This window comes from Gardnerella piotii (assembly GCF_049815665.1).
Classification (GTDB): domain Bacteria; phylum Actinomycetota; class Actinomycetes; order Actinomycetales; family Bifidobacteriaceae; genus Bifidobacterium; species Bifidobacterium piotii.
The window spans coordinates 475,652-502,296 of the sequence record NZ_CP187450.1 but is presented as its reverse complement, the minus strand read 5'-3'; the positions used below and the strand labels follow the sequence as shown (position 1 = coordinate 502,296).

Here is a 26,645-nt window from a genome sequence, read left to right as displayed (position 1 = left end):
GCGAACACTTTGAGAGATATGTGTTATGTTTTGTTAGTTTTTGTTAATTAGTTTGTGTAAATCAACCAACTTCTGTTAGTAAACCAACTTCCGCCAATCAACCAACTTCTGTTAGTCAATCAGCATACGCCAGCCAACCAGCATCCGCCAGCCAATTCACACTAGCTAATCTGTTTAGTTATCATTTTCAGTTTTGATTGAGCACAATCATGCGCCCAAACCCTCCCGCAGGTTTTACGCTGCAGAAAATATCTTCATCAGCATCGCCACCTTTCGGTTATCCACCATTCGATGCGCAGCATTACGCCACCACACCACTCGGCAGTTTTGCGGATAAAAGATTTGATTACAGGGGCAGGTTCCGCGTGGTCGCAAGCCGCCGCACCTACAGCGCGATTAGCCACCGCTGCGCGAGACGCACCGCACTCAGCCACACAAGCCGCACGAGCGGTCGAATCGCCAGCCGAACCACACGCGCCAGCCGCAGCACCGCACAACCCAACACGCGCCGCCACAGCACGCCAAATCGCGCGCCCCCACTTCGTCTGATCAAGGAAGAACCCAGCCGCCATAACGCCCGTGCCAATCACGCACACCACGCTCATCAGCATGTTCCAGTTCACGCAATCTTCTCCGCCCGTCTTCGGCAAGTTGAATGGCTTAACAACATTCACTGGGAAGTAAACAATAGCCCAATCAACATTTTTCACTAGCGAGCCAAAACTTTCTGCAGGATTCTCAACATTCAAAGAGCTATCGCCGCCAACATTACTATTTTTTGGTCTAGCAAGCTTTCCAGAGTAAATCCTCTCTGCATCAGGCTTCAAAGCAAGCACAGCACACTGATATTCGCCAACTTCTGTAGGAACACCAGCAATCTTGCCGCGCGAACGCTCCATAGTGTTGCCGTCTTTGTCATACAAAAGATTCGCGTTGCAATTATTAGAATTTTCCCTACATGGCTTCTGCTTATCGAACGAATCAGCGTGACCCCACTTCTTTTCTTTGTTCACGTGGAAGAACAACTTATCAAGCTTCTCGTTCCACTTGCTGCTAGAATCGCCCTTCTTCTTGCATAGCAGTTTAAGACCAATCTGGCCAGGCTTATTTTCCGACCAAGCGTTAATGCCAAGATCCTTTATTAAGCCTATGTTTTCCATAACCGTAACGCCATACTGACTATTAATATTGTTGTTGGTGTTAATAGCTATTCTTTGGCCATCCGTATTATCTGTAGCATCATTGTAGCGAGAGAATAATTCCAGCATTAAATCTGGATTATTAATTTTTGGCCGCACAATATTTACATACGCGTAAATAGGCTTACCGTTGTTACCAGAATCTGGGTCTTCTGATGTAGAACCGTCTGGGTAATGCACAACCACTGGTACTTTGTCTGGCTGCCCCTCTTTTGTGGCATTCATCCACTTATGAGGGTAGAAAGACACTTTACCGAATTCACCAACCTTCTTTGTATCCTTGGCATTCTTTTTATCTTCGGTATTAGCTTGACCGTTTTCAAAAACAGCGTAGCTTAGCAACGACTTGTAAGACGTGTCAGACTTATACATCTTGCGCTCAAACCAAGTGCCAGCAGGCAAATCCCCAGCCTTAACATCACTCTGATTGTCGGTAGCTCCATTCGCATCCTTGGCGCTTTGAGGCACATTCGAAGATCCGTTAGTACCAGCAGTAAGAGTGATGGTGTTATATTGCGGATTGTAGAAGTGGTTGAGGTTATGAATACGCACAGCGAATGTGCTAGTTTTGTAGCCCTGGCCGTCTGTGCCGTACGGATTACCTCTAGCGTTCAGCACACCGTCAACTGGGTCAGCGTTCTTCTTGCTCTTGTCTTTCTTATTCTTCTCGATATTGCCCTTAACCGCCTTCTCAAACGCCGCAGACTTATCGTCTCCCCTTATAACGTAGACCTTGCACTCGTAGTCGCCAGTCTTCTGCGCCTTGCCGCCAAAATATCCGCGAGTCTGCTCGGAAGCGCCATCACCGTCGTATAGGTAGTTGTCTTTATCGCAACTACTACCGCCTTTAAGACGGCACTGCTCCTGCTGCTTAAAGCTAGCGTGCTTCCAGACTTTCTCGCTCTTAAACCTTAAGCCGTCTTTTTCGATATCTTTATTCGACTTTGTGTTATTAACATGACCAGGCAGAGTGTTGTAAGTATAATCGCTATACTTGCCATCCTTGCCCTTCTTGGAGCAAACTACATGCTGATGCAAGTTGCCAACAGACTTAGTCATCCACGAGTCGAAAGTTGCATCGTTAGGTAACGACTCACCTACTTTAAGGTCGTAGCCGTTGTCCATGCGCGTCTTAGGGTAATTCTTCCACAAATCAAGCCTAAGCTGATTATGAGCGTCATCGCGCGTAACATTCACCTTTGCATACACAGGGTGCTTGTAGTTAATAGATTCTGGCTGATCCGTAGATGTACCGTCTGGATAGTGCACAACAACCTCGGCCCAGTAGTCGCCAGCGTCTTGCCACTTTGTTGGACGGAAGGTGACGGAGCCTTTCTTGGTGGCGTTCTTATCTTTTGCTTCCGACTTACCTTCAGCTTTATTGTCTTCGCCATCTTCAAAGTTAGCCCAAGGCAAATTCTTGACTTTCAAGTTCTTAATATCGCCAAACTTAACAAAGCGCTTAATCTCGTACCAAGTACCCTTTGGCAGGTCGCTATCCTTAACGTCCACCAAATCTTCTTCTGGAACGCCGTTAGCATTAACCTCTTGCCCATTATCGCCCTTAACTTTCTTCTTGCTTTGCGGCGCACCAGAGCTTATGTCTGCCTTCTTAGCGTTATAAGTACTACCAGCCTTAATCTCTGTAATCTTCACGTAAGTCGGGTTGTACTTTTGGTTGTCGTTAAGCTTTATCTTAAAGTGGAAGGAGTCTACAGTCCACTCTGTGCCCCTAGTGGATGCAAAAGTGTCACCAACATCAAAAGCAAAGCCATAGTTTGCGCCTTGTTTAACTAAGCCATCAAACGTTTTCAGCGCACCGTTATATTGCTTCCCTGCACCAGCATGAGGCTCATGGAAAGCGAACACCTTGCACTCGTACTCGCCCGCTTTTTTAGGCGTGCCACCAATCAGCGCGCGCGAACGCTCCATTGTGTCTTTGTTCCATTCTCCCCTAGAAAGGTATTGATTGCCATCTGTGCATTTACCATTCGCGCACTTAGGGTCATTGTCTCGAGTCCACTGGCGGAAGCCCTGGAATTGCAAGCCATCAACATCGCCGCTTGGTGTGCCGCCCTTGCCACCATTAGGCGTTAGCAGCGTGTACGGAGCCTTAGGGTCATCCTTCCTATGGCACACAGCGCGGAAGGTAATTGGACCCTTTGCGTTAGTGGACCACGAATCCAGCACAATGCCGTCATCCTTGGCGCCTTCACCAATCGCCTGGCCTTTTGTAAGCTCGCGCGGCTTTTGGCCATTCGTATTGTGGTAATTAATATCGCTGCCAAATGCGTTATTATTTATGCTCTTGCCGTTAAGAAGCTTAAGAGTCAAATCCTGCGGATTATTAGTAACTGTAAGGTCTTCTACCCTAACGGGAGCTGCAACAATAGTATCTTTATTGCCAGCATCTAGATCCCTAGACGTTGAGCCATCTGGATACGTAACGAGTACAGGCGTGCTGTAAGACTGACCAACATTCGACTTATCTGGAGTAAACGTCACCTTGCCGTTATTAGTGTTGTCTTTACTAATGTTAGACCATTTAAGAACCTTAGGAGCATACTTGTATTTTTTGCTGTCGTAATCCGTAAGCTCAAACTTAGTGCCTTTAGGCAGCGGGCCATCCATAATCCAATTCTTGCCGTTCGACACGCTCTTAGGCTCAGCGCTGGTAGCAGTGCCAACAGTGTAGTAACCGTTGCCTTGCTTTATGTTATGCACAACCGTTTCGTCGTAATGCGGATTGTAGATGGACGCTTGCGAGACGACCTTGATTTTGACTTGTTGAGTTTCTGTCCAAGCTCCATCTTGATTATTCTTGGAGCATTTATAAGGGAATATATTACTATTAGGATGCCTTACGCTTAGCGTGAAAGTAACTTCATGGCCAATATCTTCTTTACGAGGATTATACGTTATAACACCAGTTTGGTAGTTTATATTGACGCATCCATGGTCAGTACCTACATTACATTCTCCGTAGTCATTACGTTTAATACCCTCTGGAATATTGGAAAGAGTATACTTCACCCTATTACCTTCATTCAAAGGCTCTTCCATATTGGTTCCAGGCAAATCATCTAAGTGTAAATCTGATGTTGTTTCATCTTTGTGCTTAGTAAAATGTCCTGTACCAGATGCTCCAACCCATTCGCCAGTTTCAACATACGGCTTTAATTCGGCATTCGTGCCAAAAACAGTTACAGGAACATTGCTTATACCACCATAAGCGCTTGCACCAGTTTGATTCTTTAGCTTCTTTATATAATCTGGAAGCATTTTCGCATCATACTTAGGGTACAGCAAAGACGTTTTTTCAACAGGATTAGTACCCATGTCGTGCTCGACTTTATCTGGAATACCGTCGCCATCGTAGTCAAGCGGACCCATAAAAGCCCATTTGCCATTATCATCGCCCCAAGTTCCCACAGTTTTATTAGGAGAATATCCAACAAGTAAAGGAAGAAGTTCTGGGTGTTTAACATTAGCATTATAAGTGGCTGTAATATGCCATTCGTATCCACGAAGATTTCTATCTTCCCAAGACATTAATGATGCAGCAAAGTTAGACTTCCAGTGTCTAACTGTGCACATGCCAGTACCATTATTATCTTCATCCTTGCAATCACCAAGTCGCATACTGCTAACTGCTTCATCAAAATACTCAGCAACTTTATTTGCATCAGTATTAGCTTGATTTGTATTCCATCTACCACCTGTAAAACTAGATATAGTTTCTCCTACATGAATTTTTGGATCAAGCTGATTACAGTTTCTATTACCTGGATACACAGTAAAGTCATTTGATCTTACATACTTACCAAAATTTTGACTATCCCACGCATCATCATGCGCAAAGCAGCCGTAAGAAATCTGAGTACCTCTTCTATAAGTCCTTCTACTACCATCTTCTTTAGTTATAGTTAAATCATTCTCTAAAACTCTTGGCTTAGTCTTACCAGTTCTTCTTCTATAAATCTTAACGCTGCTTAAGTCAATTCCTTTAGGCAAGAAAGCCATTATTGCAGCTCTACCCTCGCCTGAACGGTTTCCATCAATAGGTCTGTTATACTTCAAACTTTTATATAACTCACTATCTTTCATGATTAAAAAAGACCAGACAATTTTCCTATTTGCTTGATCTATATACGCATTAGGAAGAGAAATTGAGTTATACGCATTCCATGCTGGGTGATAAGTTTTTCCACCCTCATTATAAGTAACACCTTTTCCAACTACATAGCCAGAGCCCATTCCATCCCACCAAACCTGTGGATATGGATTTGTGTTCCTATCTTCATCGAAACCATTCGCCTTATTCACTGGCGGCAAGACGAGCATTGCGAGGAGCGTGGCTGCGGCGAGAATCATTGCGAAGAGCGCGCGAAGTAGGGTGCGAGCTGGGCGTGCGGTGCGAGCTGCGGTTGTTGCGGCGGCGCTTGAGAGCGAGTCAGAGTCGGAAGTGGCGGCGGAGCAAGACTCTGCGCCATCCTTATTCCAAGCAAAAGCGCGAGATGCAAAACGCCCCATGCGTGATGCGAATCCACGTAACCCTGCTGGCAACATAGTCTACTCACCTTTCCTAGCACCGCGAATATCGTGGTAACCCCCAACAAAACTGCATGAAACCATTCCATGCGGCTTGTTCCTCGTTATTCTTAAGTTACTCTTCGCTCACTTGTTTTATGCATTTGCGCGCAACTCCCCAAACGAGCAGAGTACCAGACGAATCCAATACTCAAAAAGCGTTAAGCGCAATGTGCCGAACGTTCCAACCAGCACCTGTACAAGCAAAGCCAGGTGACTCCCACTGCCCAACGCAGCATAAACGTTCAGCAATCACTCAACGCAGCGCCAAACGCGGCGAATAATTCGTGTGTTAACTCGGAGGCTAACTCTGGTGTTAACTCGGGCATTAACTCGGAGTTCAACCCGACGATTATTCGCGCGCAAAAACAAAATAGCAAAGCGCAGCTTTAACTAAAGCCTCTAGTATTTATACCCCCCCCCCAGAACGAATTGCAAGTTAAAGCCCCTACAAATTACGGAGTGCGTAAAAGTTTTTATAATGATTGACTTTTGCAAAAAAATCTATTGAATACTAGATAATAACCGAATACTTTTATGCAGTAGGTGAAGTGTTTTTTGTGACCCGCGTGTCGCAAAAACCACAACATCTTGTGGTTTGGGTGCGAGCGAACCACAAGCGCATGCAAATCGTAAGGCTAAATCCAGTGCCCGAGCGCAAACACACTACACATACACACAAAACCGTAGTGCGATTGTACCGAATTTCAGCGTTTTGTCGCTCGCGCGTTACAGCGCGCTCACGTCCTCGCTTGCGTTGAAAGCACACCGTGCTTTCAACCTTAAGCAAGCTCAGCGCTCCGAAAATGTAGCTCTGGTCGTGTGACAGTTTGTTTACGTTCAGGCCAATTTACAAAAGTAAGAACACACTATCTACAAAATGCTCTCGTTATACAGCCCAACATCATTTAACATTTGCAACGCTTTAATCATATAAGCATATGACAATGGATTAGTGTTTCGAATACTACTAATCTTTTTCATACCACTTATTTTCAAACACACATCTCTGTATTCATCTGGATTTGTAATACGTCTGAAAACAGTTTTGCCAGTTAAAATGCATGCAGCAAGATACATTACTTCGCTAGCATAAATACAAGCATTCTCGCCATTGATTCTTTCGGAAAAAACATGACCCTTAATAGCATTTATACCTAAAGAAAAACTCTCATAATCATTTGAATTTACAGAACCTCTGCCCATAATACAAATGCAACTATCAATAGTATCTTTTAAGCAATCCGATGAACTAATACTAAGATTCCTATACTCAAGCTCAATTTGAGAAACTCTGTTATAGGATTTAACTACTAAGTTGTAATCGTCCATTTCTTGTATAAGCGTCCAACAATCAAACAATTGCTTTATAACCTCTAACTCCTTGCCGTCACCTAAAAGAATGCCAGTAGTATGAGGTGCAAACGCAGTGAGTTTATCTCCTAAAATACAATTTTTATTAGGAACATTTACAATAAGATTGTTATCATCGCTTAAAAGGAACTTATTCTTAATTGGATATTTAACTATATCTTCGTATGGATTATTCTCAAACAAGACATCTAACAGCACGTTAATATCTTTACCAGTTCTTGGAGAAAGAAAATGGAATCTAAAATGACGCTTTTCTATGTTACGAGAGCTTTCCCGAATATTCTCTTCTACACTTATAAACGGGAATATTTTCCCAGCTTTTTCAATATAAGCATCAATATCTGTATTCGGATTAACAATAATATCAATATCAGTGCTTAAACGCTTTGGAGAATTAAGCATAACTAAAAGAGACGTTCCGCCCTTAAATATAAAGGGAAGACCAACTTTAGCAATCGCCTCAAGCAAACCAAAAGCAAAAACAGTTCTCTCTAATATAGAAGGATCAGATTTCGTTTCAGCCCTAAGCCTAGAGATGTGTTCTGCTGTAAAATTTTCTTTAAGAAACATAACCACCTTCTATCCTTCTAGGTACTTTACGAGCATATTCCTGCGATTACGCCTTGCTGCGTATCTAAGCATTCTCACTTTATCGAGAAGATATACACTTTTAGCCTGCACAATAACATCACTAAATTCAGCGATACTATAAGTTGTAGATATTAATTTATCCGATAACATATCAACAAGAATTTTCTCTAAGGTTATTGAATGAAAATCAGCTGACAAATAAGAATCCGCTGCAAAAACTGGAGATTCAGATATTAGATCTGTTACAACAATACAATCTTTTGACCAATACAAGTCAAAATCTTTTTTACTAGGATTATACATAACATTTTTATATCCAGCTTCTTGAAGAAATCGAAAAACATATATACTGCTTTCTTTCTCAACTTGCAAAAAAATTGTATTTTGAGCAACTAAATGATTCAAAAAATCATTCATTAAAACTGTTTCAAAGACTGTAAAAAGAACGCGGGGATATTTTCTAGCAATAACCTTTATTAATTTAATAGCCTTATTGGAATAATCTGGATAATACTGTTTTTTGCGCGAATCTTCTGGCAAACTATACGAATCATACCCAAGCCTAAGCAATTTTCCATTGCGAACTAAAGACGATATAGACCAATGATAAGTACTATTTGACATATTTGACTTCAACGATTTAAGCTTGCTCACTAATTCCCCATGAGAATAAGTTCTGCTTGCACCAATTTCGTCAAGCACTTCTTCATACCACTTCATGTTTTTATTGCCCTCTTCCCTCTTATAAAAACACTATAACACACATCGGCAAATCTTATAGTTTTTGCCGATATCTAGTTCCTATTTATCTAGTATTTCATCTATTAAACATAAAGTCAATATTCAAATGTAAATACCGTATAGGGCACAAAAGATAATAACAAAATACAAAAAGACAGAACTTGCTAAAGACAGCAACATGTCGCTATACAATCGCACTACATGAAATCGTCAATTGACGCACTTTGTAGCTCTAAGCACCAACCTGATTCCCATACTCTCGCACCATCGCACTACGAGTAACAACCCACTGCTTACCGTATTTTTGAGCATCAACGCCCTTAACAAGCTTCTTATACGACACCGCTTTTCTAAGAGTCGACTCGCTTAAATTCCACAAATCGCTCGCATCCGCAAAAGACATTAAATTGTCAAATGGCGTTTTAATCTGCTTGCCATTGTTCCACAACTCATCGCAAGAAACATCTAAATCATCATTCCAAATAATGCCATATCCGCCTGTATCCACAACAACCTTATTAAACAACTCTTCGTCTTCCAATGCTTTGAACGCTGGAAACTTGCGAAGCAGATTATGAACATCGTATTCTTTAACAATTCCGTTTACAAAATGCACGAGGAGCCTCATATTTGCGCACGCTTTTACATCTTTAATCTTGTAAAACCTTGAAATTACAGGCACATTCACCTCTCTTTCTTTTTCTGATTTCTCTTTTCCGCATTAAATCATATTGATAATTATATCACGATACAGTGATATTTGATGTATGCTAACCGAAGCAAGTTTCGCTCGCGCGCTAAATCTCCGCGCTCAAGCAGGTCGTCGCGCACGCGTTACTGAAAATCATCAACAATTGATTGCATAATTAATGACATTTACGTTACATAATATATAATTATCGTATACATTTATGCAAAAGTATAAAACTCTACACTAAAACATAAGAGTAGGAACCAAGATGACTACAGCAACAACAGACGTGGTAAACGTAAATTTTCGCGCAAAGAAAGAAGACAAACTCAACGCAGAACGAGTTTGCAAAGAACTCGGAATCTCTATGAGCGCCGCGCTGAACGTGTTTATCAAAACGATTGGTCGCGAAAAGAGAATACCGTTAGATTTTTCGCTAGACCCATTTTACTCGCCGTCAAATCAGGCATATTTGAAATCGCAGATTGATGGCGTTAAAAATGGCACCATAAAGCTCGAAGAGCACAATTGCAAAGGCCACTACGACGATAAATAACGCGAAGACGCAAATAACACGGAGGCAATACTACGAGCAGCTTAATTAGGCGGCAGATTCTGCCAGAGTTTATACCAGTTGGCGCGCGAATTGTGGTGCGAACGTACAAAATTGCGCAATTAGGCGGCGGCGAAAGATTACAAAACGCTGGCAGCGCGCAAGCAAACAATGACTGTGCTCAAACAGGCAATGGCAGCGCACAAAAAATCGAGTATCACGACGCGATTGGTCACGTAATCAGCTGGGACGGCGCAACATTGCATCTTATGCGCGACGCGGCAGCAAACGGAAGCAGACCCGAGCAAGAAATGTTCATCGACGCGCGCACAATCGTAAGGCTAAAGCCAATACCCGAGCGTAAACATCGCAGCTAATATGCGCGAGTGTTACATATGTCTCATCACCGAGACAAATATAACGAATCCAAGCCAAAAAACGTTACAAACGCCTCACGCGCGAGACAAATGTAACACGTATACGCGCACACAGCAGCGCCGAAGTGCAATCGCACTACATTGCAACACTCAAGCAGATCATCATTCGCGCGCTACGCTCTTTAGCGCTCAGGCAGGTCGAATCACGCAACCACGCCGTTAGAAATCAGCTCGCGCGCAACCTCGCGATACTCCTTAGCAGTCTTATGCTCAGGAGCAAAAATCGTAATCGGAACCGCCGCAACAGTAGAATCCGGCAGCTTAATCGAACGCGAAATCACAGAATGCAACACGCGCCCCTGGAAGGCCTCGTAAATCCTTTGCAAAACCTCTTCGCTGTGCAAAGTGCGCGTAAACATGGTAACCAGCACGCCAAACACTTGCAAATCTGGGTTAATTCTGTGCTGCACTTTTTCAATCGATTGCATAAGCAGCGCCACGCCTCTAAGCGCAAAGAACTCCGCAGCAACAGGAATAATCACGCCATCTGCCGCCGTAAGCGCGTTGACGGTAAGCAAGCCAAGCGAAGGCTGGCAGTCAATAATAATAACGTCGTATTCGTTGCGAACTTTGCGCAACACGCCAGCCAAAATCTGCTCGCGACCAACCTCGGTAACAAGCTGAACCTCGGCTGCCGAAAGATCAATGTTTGCAGGCATAACGTCAATGTTTTCGGTGGCCGTGTGGCGAATCACATCGTGCACGTCTACAGAAGAATCAAAAAGCGCCGTGTAAACAGTGTTATCAAGCGCGTTCGCATTAATCCCAAGCCCCACCGTTGCAGCGCCTTGCGGATCGAAGTCAACAATTAAAACGCGCCTACCGTATTGACTCAGCGCACCAGCGATATTTATGGAGCTGGTAGTTTTACCAACGCCACCCTTCTGGTTACACATAGCAATAATGCGCGCAGGGCCGTGCGTTGTAAGCGCATCTGGCGCGCGGAAAGTCTCATATTCGCGTCCAAGTAAATCAGTAGGCATACGCTCCAGTTTAGCAAAAGGTATGTTCAGTGGATTTGCGCGATGCGGCGGCGAATAAAACACCTACCTTGCGCGCGGATGACTCATAACATACGCCTCCATAAGCGCGTCTGGGCTTATATGCGTGTAAATTTGCGTTGTTGTAACAGACGCATGGCCAAGCAGCTCCTGAACCGTACGAACGTCGGCTCCACCCGAAATTAAATGCGTTGCAAAGGAGTGACGAAGCGTGTGCGGATGCAATTCTTTGCCGATTTTTGCCATCATGCCAGCGTGCGAAATCGCCTCCCACGCGGATTGACGAGAAAGCGCTTTGCCGCGTTTGTTTAGGAAAATCATGTGAGAATTTGCGGATTTTGATGCGGATTTTGAAGATGAGTTTAATGGCGATTTGAGTTGCAATTCTGCGGCTGCTTGCGACTTTGCGGTTGCTTGCGACTTTTGCGCGCGGCTTTCAAGAATCGGCCTAGCTTTATCTAAATAATCGCGCAACGCACGAACCGCGCACTTTCCAATCGGCACAAGCCTCTGCTTTTGCCCTTTTCCGCTAAGCCGCACAACAGATTCCGCTAAATCAATATCCTCAAATTTTAGCCCAACCGCCTCGCTAACGCGCGCGCCAGTCGCATACAAAAATTCCACGAGCGCACGGTCGCGCAGCGAGACGGCATCCGTGCTACCAAAGCCGCCAGCAGCATCGATTACGCGCTCAACTTCGCTAATGCTGAGCACGTCTGGAAGATGCTCCGACTGCTTAGGCGCTTTGACTTCTGCAGAAGGGTCTCTTGCGATTTGCGCGTTGGAAAGCATGAATTTGTTCCACTCGTGGATGCTTGCGATTCGCCGCGCAATCGTGCGAGGTCCTAACCTTTGCGCTGCCATTGCTTGTGATGCCATTGCTTGTGATGCCATTGCGCGCACGTATTCTTCGATGTCTAGTTGCGTGATTTCGTTAACATCGTTGATTTTTCGGGCTTCGCGCAGCCAGTTCGTGTATTTTGTAAGATCCGACTCGTAAGCTTCAACGGTTTTTGGCGAAAGCCCGCGCTCCACGCTTATGTGGTTTAGAAATTGCTGGATTTTTGGGGAAAATGGCGATTCATGCGGTTGATTTGCATGCGATTGTTGCGATTGATTAGTGCTCGGCTGATGCGGTTTCTGCGATTGGTTCATGCTCGGTTGATGCGATTCGGTCATATGTTAATTATATGCCGCTCGAATCTACCAGTTCGAGTTGCGCAAATCGCAAGTAACCACAGAATCGCTAAACGCCACGCCAACAATCTGCTCGCCGTTTTGCGCGCTTTGAATCAGCTGACTTTGCCAATCACCTGGGCAATCAAGCGCAAATCGAAGCTCGCGCAAATCGCCAGCTGACTCATCGCAAGCAACCGCGCGCTCTTTATACTTGTATTCGCGCCAAGAATCAGCCTTAGCAAAAAACGCGCGCTCATCGCACTCATTGCACTCATCGCTCTCCTCAAGCATCTTCTTCGCAAAACTCAACTCCTCAATCACGCTACCCAGCAAATCCGCCACATTTCGCCGATTTTCCACAACCATCGCACGCGTGCGATTCGGGTCTGTAAGCGCCACTCGCGTCATATCTCTCCAAGAACCAGCCGACATTTGCAACGCAACATTGCGATTTTCGCTTCCGCACAAAACGTTCGCCAGCGCTGTAGAAACAACGTGCGGCATGTGCGAAATCAGAGCCGCCGAAGCATCGTGTATGGAATCGTTCAACACAAGCGCGCGATTGCCACACAACGCCACAATAACGCGCAAAACCGCCAAAAATCGCCAGAAATCGCTGCTCTCATCAACACTAATTGCCCAAAGCGCGCCGCGCAGCAACTCCGCACTCGACGCCTGCCAACCCGTAAACTCGCTGCCAGCCATAGGATGCGCGCCAATATAACAATCGCCAAGCCCCGCAGCCTTAACCTGCTCGCGCACAAGCCCTTTAACGCTGCCAACATCAGTCAAAGTTGTGCGCTGCTTGTTGATTCCGCGCGAAATCTCGCCAAGAACTTCTGGCATAGCAGCAAGCGAATTACACAAAATCAAAACATTTGGCTGCATACGCGCAAGCTCCGCAACGCTTTCAACGCAAGTGATTCCAAGCGCGCGCGCCTCGCTGTACATTGTTTGATGGCGATTATACGCGTACACTTTGCAAGAGCCCGCATCCACCAAACGCTTTGCGATTGATCCGCCAATAAGTCCAAGTCCAACAATACCAACAGAAAATTTTTGAGAAAATTCAGCATTTTCTACCATAATAATTCTCTTTCTGCATGCATTACGTTCAAAGTGCGCAAAGCGCCCGAAGCATCAACTGAAGCATCGCCTAGAGCCTCAACCGAAGCCTCACCTGCAGCATCAATACACACTCCACCATTAGGCAGCATCCAATCATTCATAATCGGATTATTGCGATTATTAGAAGGATACACCGCTAAAACTCGCACCCAATCACCATGTTCAACAACCTCTTGAATCATAGCTTTGCACGTAGAATCCCAAGGAGCAGCATCAACAGTGGCAATAAAACTATATAAACCATCTTGACCTTTAATCGGCCTAGACATAAAAGAAGTCATATTAAGACCATGATCGCGCACAACATCAAGCAAATTTGCTAACACTCCAGCACCTGTACAACGCGGAATAAAAGCAATAATCGAAGAAAAAGATGAATAGCATTCGCGATGCATACTAACAAAACTTAAAGCCTCATCTCTAGGAGCTAACACTAAAAACTCAGTGCGAGCGCCAGAAAAATCTTCAACGCCTTCACTCACAATTTGCCTATTGTATAAATCAGCACAAATTTTAGGGCACAAAGCAACTTCGCCATTAACTAAATCCCTACAAGCAGCAGCGTTTGAAGACGCGGTTTTTTCTTTCAATCCATGCTTTTGAGCAAACTTACGGCATTGCGCCAACGCGTGAGGGTGAGCAACAATAGTCGAACAGTTATCGATTGAATCCGACTGGCAAACAACAGCATCAAAACTTATATCAACACCCAAGCGAGCAATGCCAACCATATTTTTTGCATCAATTAATAAATCTAAATTAGGTATTACTACGCCTTCAATATTGTTTTCCCACGCAATAATACCCAAATCGTAGCAATCTTCAATTTTGCTAGCGATATTACGAATATTCTCACACGCAGTTGGAATAAGACGCAAAGTATCTAACGATTTACATTGTTCTTTAACTTTTAAAGCAGCTTGATGAGTAAAAGAACCTTCTGGCCCTAAATAGCATAATTTGCGGTCACTACTGCTGTTCTTATTACTATTCATGACTATATTGCTATTCATGACTATTCCTCAAACTACTTTAAGACTATAAGACTAAGACTACTGTAAATAAGACTACTCTAAGACTATAAGTAAGACTACCTTACACTGATTTGGCACCACTTATTTAGTGCCACTACCACTGATTTAGCGCCACTTATTTAGCGCCAGAAATAACAAAAAATTTATTAGGCATACAAAGCAAAACTGCGTGAGCAATAATCACGCCATAAAGCCAAAAATATCCAGCATTTTGCGCAATCCAGGGAAGATTATCCACGCCAAATCCAATGGCAACTAGCACGCCATTAAACGCACCAAAAATCCTAAACAATCCAAGCGCAATCATCCACACAATCGAGCAACACACAATTGCGTGCAAAATAAAGCCAAACATGCCACAAAGCATACGAGCAAAACACGCGCTTAAAGTAACAAGCAAAAGCGCGATTACAAGACCGTACGGAAAGCCGTACATAGCGCCCATTCGGTGCGCAAAAGTGCCCAAAACCGCGCAAAATGCGGCCAAAACGCATAAAGCCGCACACTTGCTAGCAAATAGCACAGAATGCGACTTTATGTTAAACATCATTTTGAGGATAAGCAATCACGCAGCGTTGTTGTTCTGTCTACGCTGCTTAGCACGCCACTTATACCACTCGTCGCGGCTCAAAATAATCTTGCGCACGCGAATCGACTCAGTCGTAACCTCCACGCACTCATCTTCGTTAGCAAAGTCAAGCGACTCTTCCAAGCTCATCTTAATTGGTGGCGTCAAAGTCTCAAGCACATCTGCTGTAGAAGAACGCATGTTAGTCATATGCTTAGCAAGCGTAATATTAACATCCAACTCGTCTGGCTTGTTGTTAATACCAACGATTTGGCCTTCGTAAACAGGGCTTTGCGGATCCACAAAGAACACGCCGCGCGCCTGCAAACGCTGCATAGCATAAGGCGTTGCAACACCCTTGCGATCGCAAACCATAGAACCATTTTGACGAGTTACAATCTGACCAGCCCATGGAGCGTAGCCTGCAGAAATAGAGCTTGCGATTCCAGTTCCGCGAGTTGCAGAAAGAAGAGCTGTGCGGAAGCCAATAAGACCGCGAGAAGGAACAGTAAATTGCAAGCGAATCCAGCCAGATCCGTGATTGCTCATAGAATCCATGCGACCCTTGCGATCCGCCATAAGCTGCGTAACAGTGCCCATGTATTCTTCTGGAACGTCAATCGTAGTGTTTTCCATAGGCTCGTTAATTTGGCCGTCAATCGCCTTAGTAACAACCTGAGGACGACCAACTGTAAGCTCGTAGCCTTCGCGACGCATTTGCTCCGCCAAAACTGCCAACGCCAACTCGCCACGACCCTGAACTTCCCAAGCATCTGGGCGGTCTGTTGGAAGAACCTTAATAGACACGTTACCAATAAGCTCTCGTTCAAGCCTATCTTTAATCATACGCGCTGTAAGCTTGTGATCCTTGCCTTCTGTGCCAGCAAGCGGCGAATCGTTAATGCCGAAAGTCATGGAGATAGCTGGGTCGTCAACGTGAATCAATGGAAGAGGCTTTGGATCGTTCTGATCCACAATCGTCTCGCCAATCATAATGTCGTTAACGCCTGCAACTGCAACAATATCTCCAGGACCTGCAGATGCAACAGGAGTGCGCTCCAAGCCTTGAGTGCGCAAAAGCTCGGAAACACGGAAGTTTTCAATCGAGCCGTCTACGCGAGAAAGCCCGTAAGTCTTGCCCTTTTCCAAAATGCCATTGTAGATTCGCACTAAACCTAAGCGGCCAAGGAAGTCGGAGGAATCGATGTTTGCAACGTGCGCCTGAAGAGGTGCGCCTTCCTCGTATTCTGGTGCTGGAATATTGGAAATAATGGAGTCAAAAAGCGGCTCCAAATTATCGTTGTCTGGCAAACCGCCGTTTTCTGGCTGATTCAAGGATGCATAGCCAGCTTTCGCAGCGCAATAAATCACAGGCAAATCAAGAAGAGAATCAATATCGAGGTCGATTCCTTCTTCTACAACGTCTTGTGCAAGGCCTAGAAGCAAATCTGTAGCTTCGCTAACAACCTCGTCAATACGCGCATCTGGACGATCCGTTTTGTTAACGCACAAAATCACTGGCAGCTTTGCCTCAAGTGCCTTGCGTAGAACGAATCGAGTTTGCGGAAGTGGGCCTTCGGAAGCGTCAACAAGAAGCACAACGCCATCAACCATAGAGATGCCGCGCTCTACCTCGCCACCAAAGTCGGCGTGACCTGGGGTATCGATTACGTTGATTGTAATTCCCTCTGGATGACCGTACTTTTCTGCAAGCGGGCCAGTGTATTGCACAGCTGTGTTCTTGGCAAGAATGGTGATGCCTTTTTCGCGCTCGAGGTCGTTGGAGTCCATTACGCGGTCTGGCACTTCTTCTCGCTCAGAGAATACGTGCGACTGCTGAAGCATGGCATTTACGAGCGTTGTTTTACCATGATCAACGTGCGCTACGATTGCCACATTTCTAATATCACCGCGAACAGTCATTACAAACCTCTTCCGTTTTATTTAGCCAAACCTAAACGAGTTTACTCGCGGCTTTAGACACGCCATTACACGAGAGATGTTGACGCATTTTGTAGCTCGAAACATCGTTTTGCATCGTTAGCGCGGTCTAAGCGCGCTAACGACTTCGCTTGCGTTGAAAGCACACCGTGCTTTCAACTTTGAGCAAGCTCAGCGAATCGAAGTGCATTCGCGCGCTACGCTATTCCTCGCGGCTATTAGTAGCCGCTCGGCTGATTTGGCATGTAAAGTCCACTGGACTTTACATTTGAGCCAAATCACGCTTTGAAGGAGCTTGAAATGCGTTATGCAATTTCAAGCTCAGTCAAAGCGCCCATGCAGGTCGATTCATGCAATCGCAGACTCACTGGCACCTTCTGGCAAATACTTGTCGTATCCTTCTTCTTCCAACTCGTCTGCAAGCTCTGGCCCTGCCGTCTTTACAAAGTGACCTTGCGCAAAAACGTGCACAATATCTGGCTTAATATACTTAAGGATTCGCGTGTAATGCGTAACCATCATAATGCCCAAACCAGTGCTTTCTTTAGCACGATTTACGCCTTCCGAAACAATTCGCAAAGCATCCACGTCTAGACCAGAATCCGTCTCGTCTAAAATCGCAAACTTTGGCTTTAGAATCTCTAGTTGCAAAACTTCCGCACGCTTTTTCTCGCCGCCCGAAAATCCCTCGTTTACAGAACGAGATGCAAACTTTGGGTCCATTCTTAAGCGCTTCATTGCTTCGTTAAGCTCTTTAACCCACGCGCGCAAAGTCGGAGCCTCTCCACTCACTTCTGTTTTTGCTGTGCGCAAAAAGTTCGTCATCGAAACGCCAGGTACCTCTACAGGGTATTGCATCGCAAGGAACAGCCCAGCTTTTGCGCGCTCGTCTGGAGTCATCTTCAAAATATCTTCGCCATCTAGAAGCACCTGGCCCGAATCCACCTCGTACTTTGGGTGACCAGCCAAAGTGTATGCGAGAGTAGACTTTCCAGAGCCATTCGGACCCATAATCGCGTGCGTTTCACCAGAATTAACTGTAAGATTTACACCCTTTAAGATTTGCTTCTTGCCTTCTTTTGTTTCTACAGACGCGTACAAATCCTTGATTTCTAAAGTTGACATGTTTCTATCTCCTATTCTTCCGCATATTTCGATTCGTCGGCTGCTTGCGATTCGTCGGCTGCTTGCGACTTTTCGGCTGCTTGCGATTCGCATGCATTTGCTGATTCTTCCGTCTTAGCTAAACGCCTCTCAATCGCAGCCATCAAATGATCTACGATTTGCGGCACGCCAATCTCATCAATAAGCTCGTTAAAGAATCCGCGCACAACAAGCTTCCTAGCATCCGCCTCGCTCACGCCGCGAGATTGCAAGTAAAACAGCTCCTCGTCGTCGAATCTGCCAACAGAACTTGCGTGACCTGCGCCAATAATATTTCCGTTTTCGATTTCTAGATTTGGCTCCGAATCAGCAATCGCGCCAGGAGTTAGCACCAGGTTTCTGTTCAACTCGTACGAATCCGTGCCTGGAGCTTCTGGCTTAATAAGCGCGTTTCCAACCCATGTAGAATGCGCTCCTTTGCCGTACAGCGCGCCCTTATACACTACTCGCGACTTGCATTCTGGGTGATTGTGCACAACCATAGTGCGATGCTCAACGTGCTCGCCTGGGTCCACAAAATACATGCCAAGCATGTTCAAATCGCCCTTTTCGCCACCAAAATCCTGATCCATGCGGATTCGCACAACGTCTCCGCCGAGCGTGACCATTGTGTGGCGTAAAGACGCACCAGCACCCACGTGAATCCTATGATTTCCAACGTGTTTGCTGCCTGAATCCCACTCTTGAATGAATGTTGTAGAAACGTGCGCGTTCTCTCCAAGAATGATTTCTACGCCTTCAGCAAGCTTTGCAACTCCTGTGTGTTCTACAATAATATCCGCGTTTGTGTAAGAATCTGCTTCTATCACTAAGTGCAATGCGTCAAGTGGCAATGCGTCAAGTGATTTCGCAGCGTCTAGCGACTGCAAGTTGTTTCCGTGAATTCGCAATATTATTGGCTTTGTAACTTCGCCACAAACATGCAAAACGTATGCCGACTTTGCAGAATTCCACGCAACAGCAGCCACGCGATCCGAAGGCTTCATTTCTGTGTGCGGAGCCTCGTTTTTTGGCAGAATTTGTAGAGTTGCATGCGAATCGCCATCAACGCCTTTTAGCGCTACTGTAACGTTGTTAGACGGCTCAAAGCTATCAAAAAACTCATCGATTCGCTCAACTGGCGTGTATCGCCAATCTTCCTGCTTGCGCGTTGGAATCGCAAAGTCTTGCACGTTAAAAGAGCGAACGGATTTATCTGCACTAGAAGGCATTGCGGCAGGAACCGCGTAAGGATCGTTAGGGTCTGCTACAGGAATATTAATTTCTTTTTCCGTCATTTTATTGCCTAGATTATTGCCTAAATTCTTTTTCAGATCTTCGCTCATCACCCCACGGATCCTTCCATTTGCAATTCCACAAGACGATTAAGCTCCAGAGCATACTCCATAGGCAGCTGGCGACTAATCGGCTCCACAAAGCCGCGAACAATCATGCCCATAGCCTCTTTTTCTTCCAGCCCACGGCTCATCAAATAGAAAAGCTGATCCTCGGAAACCTTGGAAACAGTGGCCTCGTGAGCCATCGAAACGTTATCTTCGCGCACGTCAACATGCGGATAAGTGTCGGACCTAGAAAAATCGTCAACAAGCAAAGCGTCGCACACAACCGAAGAGCTGGAGCCACTAGCGCCCTTAACAATCTTCACAAGACCGCGGTAAGCAGAGCGACCGCCTCCGCGCGAAATCGACTTAGCAACAATCGTAGAACTCGTGTGCGGAGCCAAATGAATCATCTTCGCACCCGTATCTTGGTACTGACCGCGGCCAGCAAAGCTCAAAGACATAGTCTCCGCTTTTGCGTACGGCTCTGCGAGAATGCATGCAGGATACTTCATAGTAGCCTTGGAGCCAATGTTTCCATCAACCCACTCCATTGTGCCACCTTCGCGCACGTAGGCTCGCTGAGTTACCAAGTTGTACACGTTATTTGACCAGTTTTGCACGGTTGTGTAGCGCACGCGCGCATGCTTTTCTACAACAATCTCAACGTTTGCAGCGTGGAGCGAATCCGTGGAATAAATCGGAGCTGTGCAACCTTCAACGTAATGCACGTACGAGCCTTCATCTGCAATAATCAACGTGCGCTCAAACTGACCCATGTTCGGTGTGTTAATGCGGAAGTAAGCCTGCAGCGGAATATCCACATGCACGCCTTTTGGCACGTACACAAACGAGCCGCCACTCCAAGCTGCGGTGTTAAGAGCCGCAAACTTGTTGTCGTCAACTGGAATAACAGTTGCAAAATACTTTTTTACAAGCTCTGGATACTTTTGAACTGCCGTATCCGTATCAACAAAAATCACGCCTTGCGATGCTAAATCCTCGCGAATCGAATTGTAAATAACTTCCGACTCGTACTGTGCTGCAACGCCCGAAACTAAGCGCTTTTTCTCCGCTTCTGGAATGCCAAGCCTATCGTAAGTTTTGCGAATGTCTTCTGGTAAATCGTCCCAAGTTTTCGCTTGATCGTGGACTGGGCGAACGTAATACTTAAAATCGTCTGCGTCAAAACCGCTTAAATCCACGCCCCAATCTGGCATCGGCTTTTGCAAAAACGCGCGGTAGCCTTGCAAACGAAGGTTTAGCATCCATTCTGGCTCATGTTTATCGGCAGAAATTGCGCGAACAACCGACTCGTCAATGCCCTTCTTTGCAGCCTCGCCTGCAGCATCCGAATCGTGCCAACCGTAATTGTATTCGCCAAATTCGGCAACGATTTGCTCGTCTTGGCGAATTTTATCTTCGTTTACGCGAGCGCGATCTGCTACGTACTGACTCATTTCAACATCTGCCGCGCTGGAGTCATTTTGATTCGCTACATTCTCATTCAATGATGCGCTTGATTCAGGCTTATTTGAATCATCAACCACTGTTTTACCCTCCTATCAAGCTTATAAGTCGATTATACATTTAGCCACGCGGCGGCATTACGTGATTCAAATCACATCTTTTCATTCTCTGCATAAACCTTATTTTTCTAGGCACGAGGGAAGGCTTGCGAGTAGCGCTGCTTAAGAGCCTGAATAGAAACGTGCGTGTAGCGCTGCGTTGTGTTAAGCGATGAATGCCCCAAAAGCTCTTGAACCTCGCGAAGGTCCGCTCCACCGTTGAGCATATGCGTTGCAGCACTGTGGCGAAGTGCGTGCGGAGCAACATCTGGCACGTTTGCAGCCGCTGCAGCCGCGTGAACAATGCTTCTAACAATGCGCTGGTCAATGCGCTTTGCTCGCGCGCCCAAAAACAGCGCTTGCGAGGTTTCTGCGTGCTTTTCCAGAAGCGCACTTCGACCATGCTCAATCCACTCTTTGCACGCGTTTGCAGCAGGAACGCCAAACGGCACCACGCGCTGCTTGTTTCCTTTACCTGTAACTTTTACAGTGTGATTTTCAAAATCCATATCTTGCACATTAATGCTTGTAAGCTCCCCCACGCGCATGCCCGTTGCGTATAAAAGCTCTAGAATCGCAGCGTTTCTAAGGGCGAGTGCATGTTCTTGAGGGGATTTTTGGGGCGATTTTAGTGGCGTATTTTCTTTACGCTCGGAAGCTTGCGACTTTTGCGCGCGAGGCTTTTTTTGCGTGCTGCTTTGCTCAGTTGAATCATGCTCAGTTGAATCCTGCGCAAAGTTATCAGCGCAATTATCTGCGCAATTATCTGCATAACTATCCGCATAATCGAGCAACTTTTGCGCTTGCGATTCGTCTAAAACAGTAGGAAGCTCATTAGCAATCTTAGGAGTTGAAAGAATTTGCGCAGGATTTGCGCTAATCAAACCAACGTGCTTAGCCCACGCAAAAAAGCCGCGCACAGCTACCACTTTGCGCGCCAAACTCGAGCGCGCGTGATTCTTGTTAAGCCAATACATCCATTGGCGCAAAACACTTGTAGAAACCGCGCGCAAATCGCAAAAACCGTTGCTACTACACCACTCTAAGCATTGCAAAACATCCGCGCCGTACGCGCGCAAAGTGGCCTCCCCAAGGCCTTTGTTGGCGCGCAAATAGTCAACGTAGCGCGCACAGTGGTAGCGTAAGTCGCAAAAGTCGCCAGCAACCGTTGATGATGCTGAATCATCGTTAAATAATGAATCATTATTATTACGACTGCTAGCCATAGAACCGCCTCAAATCGCCTATATAACAGCAATCAGAAAGACCTAATTACCGCTTTCTTCGCTCGCGCTCGATTTACGCCTTCTATCCAACACATGCCAAGCTTTATCTGCAGCAGCAAGCTGAGCCTTGCGCTTGCTAGAACCATCCGCCTCGCCCAGCAGCTCATCGCCGTTTTCGTGCGACAAAACCGCGCGCGCACGGAACACGGGCGCGTAATCTGGGCCAGAAACCGACATTCTATATTGCGGCTCGTCAAGCCCCATCTCGTGCGCCAGAACCGTAAGCGAAGTCTTCCAATCCAAAGCTGGGCCTTCTGTAAGAACCTCCGCCAAAGTGTCGTCAATCAAGCGATGCACTACAGCGCGCGCCTCGTCAATGCCATGCTCAACAAAAGTCGCGCCAATAAGCGCCTCAACAATATCGCACAAAATCGAGTCTTTTTGAGCGCCGCCATGCTCCATCTCGCCATGACCCAAAAGAATATACGGCCCAACATGCAACTTATCTCGCGCAACCGCGCTCAAAGCCCACTCCGAAACAGCCTTAGCGCGAAGCTTAGCCAACTGACCTTCCGTCATGTCTGGGTGAGCAGAAAACAGCGTTTCTGTAGAAACAAGCTCCAAAACAGCGTCTCCCAAAAACTCTAGGCGCTCGTAGTTTTTAGTGCCTGGATGCTCGTGCGAAAAAGATCGATGAGTGAGCGCCTCAACAAGCAAATCTGGCGAAATCGTAGTGCCAAGCGCGCGCAAAAGCTCCTGAGTAGGGTCACCATTTTGCGTGTGTCCGTCTTGTGTTCGCGCAACGCCAATGCTGCCAGTTCTAGCGTCTTGTGGCTGATTTGGGTTCGTGCATGCGCCGTGCTGGTCGTCATTTTGAACGCCATTTATATCGTTTTTGACGCCATTTTGATCTTTTGTATTGTTCCCACTCATATTTTCAACATTATAGCGCATGCGTTGAAGTCATTAATTTGCGCTATTCACTTCCCGACTTTGTTGCAAAAACAAAAACCCTGCCACCCGTCGATGGCAGGGTTCTCTTAAAATACAACCTACTTGGTGTGCGCAGAGCGAATTGCTTCGCGATACACGCGACCGCGGAAGTTACCGCAGGTTGGGCAAGCCATGTGAGACAACGCTGGCGAACCGCAGTTCGGGCAGGTAATAGTCTGCACGGCAGAAGCCTTCCAATTGGCGCGACGCGAATGAGTATTAGCGCGCGAGGTCTTGTACTTTGGCAGTGCCATAATCTTTCCTCTATTTCGTTCAACCGATTGAGCTTAAGCGTTCTGTATATTACAGCAAGCGCCATACATTATGTAAAAACGCACTACAATTTTGTGTGTTTATGTAGTGCAAATCAGCTGCGATTTTGTGCTTCAAGCTTTTCCTTAAGACCTTCAAGCGCCGCAAAACGAATATCCGTAACGTCGTGATGATGCTCTGGATGCTCATTCAGATTCTCTCCGCACTGAGTGCAGAGACCCTTGCAATCTGGCTCGCACAAAGGCTTAAGTGGCAACTCGCTAACCATTGTGTCTCGAATCATCGCCTCAATGTCGGCAAAATCGCCGCCACCAACCAGCGGATACACATTTCCAGAATCGTCGCCTTCGTCCCAAATATCAGCATCTTCTAAATCATCATTAGAGTTATTAGAGTTATTAGAACGCGCTCCGCCATTTGCAACCTTGCTGCCTTTGCCGCTTTCCACGCGCGCAAAAAACGCGCACACATCAACAGGCCAATCCCTATGCAACGGCATCAAGCATCGCGAGCACTCTGCATGCACTCGCGCTGTAATCGTGCCCTGGAACATAAGCCCGTCCACAACGGAATCAAAATTGCCGTCTACTGTAACATCGCTCCCTGGCTGCACGCCAATAACGCTGTCTCCAATGCCCTCTGGCGCTGGGAATGCGCGATGCAACTGCATGCTACTTCCCGCTCGCGCCGCCATTTGCGCAACTGGTACCGCCCACAAAGACTGGGAGGGATGCGATGTCATTTTAATTCCTTTCGTCACTTTTGCTTATTTCGCTGCTCTCGCTGTAGAATTCGTCATCTATCTTACTAGCAGCCTGATTTTGCACATGTGCAGCCGCGCGTCTACGCTCTTCCAAAACGCGCTGACCTGCTTGAACGTCTTGCTCAAGCTTGTCTAATTGCTGCTTTAAGCCTTCCATAACCGTGGCGCTGTACTGATCTGCACCGCGAGTAAGCTTTTCGGCCTTTGCTTGCGCATTGTTTACAATCTCGCGCGCTTGGTTTCTTGCAATCGCAACAACATTTTCTTGACCTGCCAAGAATCTGGCTCGCTCCTGAGCTTCCTCAACCATTTGCGCAGCCTGACTTTGAGCCGAACTCACAACAGAATTTGCTTGAGCTTGCGCCGTGCGCAAACGCCTCTCCGCCTCTCGCATTAACGCACTAGCGCGCTCCAGCTGAACTGGAAGCATGTCTTTTAATCTAGACAAGTAATCGCCAAATTCTTCGCGATCCACCTTTGCCATTCCAGCAGCAAAAAGCACTCCCTTTGCGCTGTTTAACACCGTTTCCATCGTGTCGATTATGTCGTACACAGTAGTGAACTCTTCGCGCGACTTTGTGCGCACTTCCTCACTAACGGTTTGCGGATCTGCTGCCTTAAACACGTTTTCTTCTTCGTCGTCAAACGCTATTGCACCGCCGTCTTCTCGCTCGCGCAAATCTGGCATTGGGAACAAGTTTTGCACATTATCGCCAGCCGCCGCAGAATCGCCAGCAGCCGCTGAGTCGCTAGCAGAATCGCTAGCAGAATCACTAGCATCATCATTAGTCTTACTTGCAGCAGGCACAGCGTCGTAAGCTTCAAAAGCAGCACTAGGCGAATCGTCACTGTTTGCAATCACTGGATTTAATGGCAACTTTTGGCTGCGATTTGCCGATACTTGGCTTTCCATTGTGTCGTCTTCGTTTTCGCTCATTTGCGCTCCTTCGCTAAGTAGCTGCTCTCTTATCTCTTAATTATCTTATTTTATTATTTTATTATTTATTATTTATTATTTTAATTTATGACTTTATTGTACTTATTTTAGCGATATTGCGCTTGATATTGGACTTGTTTTAGAAAAAACGTGTTGCAAAAGTGGGATCACATTATTTGGCACCATTCCCGAAACGTCTCCACCGTGACGAGCCACGTCTTTTACAACAGAGCTAGAAACATGCTCCAAAATAGGATCCGCTGGCAAAAACATGGTTTCAATGCCAGCCAGCTTGCGATTAACCAGCGCCATTCCAAGCTCCGCCTCGTAGTCACCGTTTTGTCGCAATCCCTTAACTATTACGGTTGCGCCGACTTTTTTGCAATAATCTGTAATAAGACCATCTGTAGAAGAAACAACTATTTTACACGCTGGCGATTTAGCTGCACCGCGCAAAGGTGGCGCAAACTTGCCGATTGGCGAATCGTCTTTTAAGTCTTCCAGCGCTTTGCGAATAATATCCACGCGCTCCAACTCGGAAAACATGGGCGTTTTGGCCGCATTAACCGCAACTAAAACATGCACTTCGTTAAAAAGATGCGTACAACGTTGTATCACGTCTAAGTGCCCGGCTGTAACGGGATCGTAGGAGCCTGGGCAAACAGCTATAGTCATGATTTTAGGTTACCACGTGTCTGGCACGAGCTAGACACTATCTATACAGGAATCGGTCACGAGCCGACACAATCACACTACATAAACTCACATAGATTGCAGCAAGTGCGGTGGAGATTCGAGATTTTTCGCAGCGGATGAAGCGTTTCGCTCGCGCGGTCTAAGCGTTCATGCAAGTCGATTCGCGCATTTGTTGCGATTATGAATTATGCTTGTATAAACATAAATCGCAAGCAACAAAACACGATTTATGCAAACATGATTTGTGTGAAAAGGATTTGTACGAAAGGGATGCAATGACGTTTTCAAATGATTCATCTTCAAATGATTCAAAATATGGCGATAGCTTAAACGCTGCTAATTTGAACGCTGTTATGGAAGACGATTCGCAAAGCCTCCCAGATTCTGGGTCTAGCACAAGCACAAGCTTGCTCGAAAAGCCAGAAGTAGACGAATCCGCAAAAATGGACGATGGCGGCGACGCAGACCGCTTTGCACACTACGTTTCCAAAGATCGCGTAATCGAATCACGCTTGACTGGCCGCCCTGTTGTAGCACTGTGCGGAAAAGTGTGGATTCCAAAGCGCGAAGCAAACGACTACCCTGTTTGCCCAGAGTGCAAAAAAATCTACGAAGAGATGAACAATCTGGGCTTTTAGAGTAACTCAAATTAAAGCTGATTTATAAACTAGCAAAACTA

The 26,645-nt window shown here is 46.1% G+C and carries 22 protein-coding genes; 3 read left to right on the top strand and 19 right to left on the bottom strand.

The annotated features are described in order from the left end of the window. Positions 1-257: 257 nt before the first annotated feature. The 4 genes from ACPEIW_RS02130 to ACPEIW_RS02115 all read right to left on the bottom strand — a co-directional run bounded on the left by ACPEIW_RS02130 (position 258) and on the right by ACPEIW_RS02115 (position 9,177). The gene (locus ACPEIW_RS02130) at positions 258-5,732 is read right to left on the bottom strand and encodes a Rib/alpha-like domain-containing protein (protein WP_425664108.1); all 5,475 of its coding nucleotides are present in this window, start codon (positions 5,730-5,732) and stop codon (positions 258-260) included. 930 nt (positions 5,733-6,662) lie between these two features. Continuing rightward, positions 6,663-7,733, bottom strand: coding sequence for a nucleotidyl transferase AbiEii/AbiGii toxin family protein (locus ACPEIW_RS02125; RefSeq protein ID WP_020757622.1), 1,071 nt, complete (start codon positions 7,731-7,733; stop codon positions 6,663-6,665). A gap of 9 nt (positions 7,734-7,742) precedes the next feature. Then, entirely contained in the window at positions 7,743-8,474 is a 732-nt protein-coding gene (locus ACPEIW_RS02120) for a DUF6577 family protein (protein WP_004574686.1), read from the bottom strand. A 253-nt stretch (positions 8,475-8,727) separates the two neighbouring features. Beyond that, complete coding sequence (locus ACPEIW_RS02115) at positions 8,728-9,177, bottom strand: helix-turn-helix domain-containing protein (RefSeq protein WP_425664105.1); 450 nt, start codon at positions 9,175-9,177, stop codon at positions 8,728-8,730. Between the two features lie 277 nt (positions 9,178-9,454). Between ACPEIW_RS02115 and ACPEIW_RS02110 the strand changes: the two genes are divergently transcribed. Beyond that, positions 9,455-9,742, top strand: a complete 288-nt coding sequence (locus ACPEIW_RS02110; RefSeq protein ID WP_422111647.1) for a type II toxin-antitoxin system RelB/DinJ family antitoxin — start codon at positions 9,455-9,457, stop codon at positions 9,740-9,742. Between the two features lie 95 nt (positions 9,743-9,837). After that, positions 9,838-10,116, top strand: coding sequence for a DUF6725 family protein (locus tag ACPEIW_RS02105; protein ID WP_425664103.1), 279 nt, complete (start codon positions 9,838-9,840; stop codon positions 10,114-10,116). A 203-nt stretch (positions 10,117-10,319) separates the two neighbouring features. Here ACPEIW_RS02105 and ACPEIW_RS02100 read toward each other — a convergent pair whose 3' ends face one another. The 15 genes from ACPEIW_RS02100 to coaD all read right to left on the bottom strand — a co-directional run bounded on the left by ACPEIW_RS02100 (position 10,320) and on the right by coaD (position 25,945). Beyond that, positions 10,320-11,159, bottom strand: a complete 840-nt coding sequence (locus tag ACPEIW_RS02100) for a ParA family protein (RefSeq protein WP_004121099.1) — start codon at positions 11,157-11,159, stop codon at positions 10,320-10,322. A gap of 63 nt (positions 11,160-11,222) precedes the next feature. After that, positions 11,223-12,332: a tyrosine recombinase gene (locus ACPEIW_RS02095; protein WP_425664372.1), complete on the bottom strand. Its 1,110-nt coding sequence runs from the start codon at positions 12,330-12,332 to the stop codon at positions 11,223-11,225. A 48-nt stretch (positions 12,333-12,380) separates the two neighbouring features. After that, on the bottom strand, positions 12,381-13,442 hold the full coding sequence (locus ACPEIW_RS02090) for a prephenate dehydrogenase (RefSeq protein ID WP_425664101.1): 1,062 nt from the start codon (positions 13,440-13,442) through the stop codon (positions 12,381-12,383). After that, positions 13,436-14,497 (bottom strand): prephenate dehydratase, encoded by a 1,062-nt coding sequence (locus ACPEIW_RS02085; RefSeq protein WP_425664099.1) that lies wholly within the window; start codon positions 14,495-14,497, stop codon positions 13,436-13,438. Before ACPEIW_RS02085 ends, ACPEIW_RS02090 begins: the two co-directional genes overlap by 7 nt. Before the next feature lie 136 nt (positions 14,498-14,633). Then, positions 14,634-15,068, bottom strand: coding sequence for an alcohol dehydrogenase (locus tag ACPEIW_RS02080; RefSeq protein ID WP_425664097.1), 435 nt, complete (start codon positions 15,066-15,068; stop codon positions 14,634-14,636). 15 nt (positions 15,069-15,083) lie between these two features. Further along, complete coding sequence (gene typA / locus ACPEIW_RS02075; protein ID WP_425664095.1) at positions 15,084-17,009, bottom strand: translational GTPase TypA; 1,926 nt, start codon at positions 17,007-17,009, stop codon at positions 15,084-15,086. A gap of 366 nt (positions 17,010-17,375) precedes the next feature. Then, on the bottom strand, positions 17,376-18,152 hold the full coding sequence (sufC, locus tag ACPEIW_RS02070; protein WP_004131884.1) for a Fe-S cluster assembly ATPase SufC: 777 nt from the start codon (positions 18,150-18,152) through the stop codon (positions 17,376-17,378). An 11-nt stretch (positions 18,153-18,163) separates the two neighbouring features. Continuing rightward, on the bottom strand, positions 18,164-19,516 hold the full coding sequence (sufD, locus tag ACPEIW_RS02065) for a Fe-S cluster assembly protein SufD (protein ID WP_425664370.1): 1,353 nt from the start codon (positions 19,514-19,516) through the stop codon (positions 18,164-18,166). Beyond that, positions 19,516-21,060: a Fe-S cluster assembly protein SufB gene (gene sufB, locus ACPEIW_RS02060; protein WP_425664092.1), complete on the bottom strand. Its 1,545-nt coding sequence runs from the start codon at positions 21,058-21,060 to the stop codon at positions 19,516-19,518. Before sufB ends, sufD begins: the two co-directional genes overlap by 1 nt. Before the next feature lie 107 nt (positions 21,061-21,167). Then, positions 21,168-22,304 carry a tyrosine recombinase XerC gene (locus ACPEIW_RS02055; RefSeq protein WP_425664090.1) on the bottom strand — a complete coding sequence of 379 codons (1,137 nt, stop codon included), beginning with the start codon at positions 22,302-22,304 and terminating at the stop codon, positions 21,168-21,170. A 42-nt stretch (positions 22,305-22,346) separates the two neighbouring features. Beyond that, positions 22,347-23,258: a ribonuclease III gene (gene rnc, locus ACPEIW_RS02050; protein ID WP_425664088.1), complete on the bottom strand. Its 912-nt coding sequence runs from the start codon at positions 23,256-23,258 to the stop codon at positions 22,347-22,349. Between the two features lie 98 nt (positions 23,259-23,356). Beyond that, on the bottom strand, positions 23,357-23,551 hold the full coding sequence (gene rpmF / locus ACPEIW_RS02045) for a 50S ribosomal protein L32 (RefSeq protein ID WP_004113441.1): 195 nt from the start codon (positions 23,549-23,551) through the stop codon (positions 23,357-23,359). 113 nt (positions 23,552-23,664) lie between these two features. Next, a complete protein-coding gene (locus ACPEIW_RS02040; protein WP_425664086.1) occupies positions 23,665-24,312 on the bottom strand; it encodes a YceD family protein in 648 nt (215 codons plus the stop codon). A gap of 1 nt (position 24,313) precedes the next feature. Beyond that, positions 24,314-25,270, bottom strand: a complete 957-nt coding sequence (locus tag ACPEIW_RS02035; protein ID WP_425664084.1) for a hypothetical protein — start codon at positions 25,268-25,270, stop codon at positions 24,314-24,316. A 102-nt stretch (positions 25,271-25,372) separates the two neighbouring features. After that, the gene (coaD, locus tag ACPEIW_RS02030; protein ID WP_425664082.1) at positions 25,373-25,945 is read right to left on the bottom strand and encodes a pantetheine-phosphate adenylyltransferase; all 573 of its coding nucleotides are present in this window, start codon (positions 25,943-25,945) and stop codon (positions 25,373-25,375) included. Positions 25,946-26,319: 374 nt separating this feature from the next. Between coaD and ACPEIW_RS02025 the strand changes: the two genes are divergently transcribed. Further along, entirely contained in the window at positions 26,320-26,604 is a 285-nt protein-coding gene (locus ACPEIW_RS02025) for a DUF3039 domain-containing protein (protein ID WP_415696601.1), read from the top strand. Positions 26,605-26,645: the final 41 nt, after the last annotated feature.

Bases quoted from the DNA above. Each gene is read 5' to 3' on its own strand.
- ACPEIW_RS02130 (WP_425664108.1), bottom strand. From the start codon at position 5,732: ATGGGGCGTTTTGCATCTCGCGCTTTTGCTTGGAATAAGGATGGCGCA.
- sufC (WP_004131884.1), bottom strand. From the start codon at position 18,152: ATGTCAACTTTAGAAATCAAGGATTTGTACGCGTCTGTAGAAACAAAA.
- ACPEIW_RS02100 (WP_004121099.1), bottom strand. From the start codon at position 11,159: ATGCCTACTGATTTACTTGGACGCGAATATGAGACTTTCCGCGCGCCA.
- ACPEIW_RS02090 (WP_425664101.1), bottom strand. From the start codon at position 13,442: ATGGTAGAAAATGCTGAATTTTCTCAAAAATTTTCTGTTGGTATTGTT.
- ACPEIW_RS02120 (WP_004574686.1), bottom strand. From the start codon at position 8,474: ATGAAGTGGTATGAAGAAGTGCTTGACGAAATTGGTGCAAGCAGAACT.
- rpmF (WP_004113441.1), bottom strand. From the start codon at position 23,551: ATGGCACTGCCAAAGTACAAGACCTCGCGCGCTAATACTCATTCGCGT.
- ACPEIW_RS02055 (WP_425664090.1), bottom strand. From the start codon at position 22,304: ATGGCTAGCAGTCGTAATAATAATGATTCATTATTTAACGATGATTCA.
- typA (WP_425664095.1), bottom strand. From the start codon at position 17,009: ATGACTGTTCGCGGTGATATTAGAAATGTGGCAATCGTAGCGCACGTT.
- ACPEIW_RS02095 (WP_425664372.1), bottom strand. From the start codon at position 12,332: ATGAACCAATCGCAGAAACCGCATCAGCCGAGCACTAATCAATCGCAA.
- coaD (WP_425664082.1), bottom strand. From the start codon at position 25,945: ATGACTATAGCTGTTTGCCCAGGCTCCTACGATCCCGTTACAGCCGGG.
- ACPEIW_RS02125 (WP_020757622.1), bottom strand. From the start codon at position 7,733: ATGTTTCTTAAAGAAAATTTTACAGCAGAACACATCTCTAGGCTTAGG.
- ACPEIW_RS02110 (WP_422111647.1), top strand. From the start codon at position 9,455: ATGACTACAGCAACAACAGACGTGGTAAACGTAAATTTTCGCGCAAAG.
- ACPEIW_RS02025 (WP_415696601.1), top strand. From the start codon at position 26,320: ATGGAAGACGATTCGCAAAGCCTCCCAGATTCTGGGTCTAGCACAAGC.
- rnc (WP_425664088.1), bottom strand. From the start codon at position 23,258: ATGCGCTATAATGTTGAAAATATGAGTGGGAACAATACAAAAGATCAA.
- ACPEIW_RS02035 (WP_425664084.1), bottom strand. From the start codon at position 25,270: ATGAGCGAAAACGAAGACGACACAATGGAAAGCCAAGTATCGGCAAAT.
- sufD (WP_425664370.1), bottom strand. From the start codon at position 19,516: ATGAGCGAAGATCTGAAAAAGAATTTAGGCAATAATCTAGGCAATAAA.
- ACPEIW_RS02085 (WP_425664099.1), bottom strand. From the start codon at position 14,497: ATGAATAGCAATATAGTCATGAATAGTAATAAGAACAGCAGTAGTGAC.
- ACPEIW_RS02080 (WP_425664097.1), bottom strand. From the start codon at position 15,068: ATGATGTTTAACATAAAGTCGCATTCTGTGCTATTTGCTAGCAAGTGT.
- ACPEIW_RS02040 (WP_425664086.1), bottom strand. From the start codon at position 24,312: ATGACATCGCATCCCTCCCAGTCTTTGTGGGCGGTACCAGTTGCGCAA.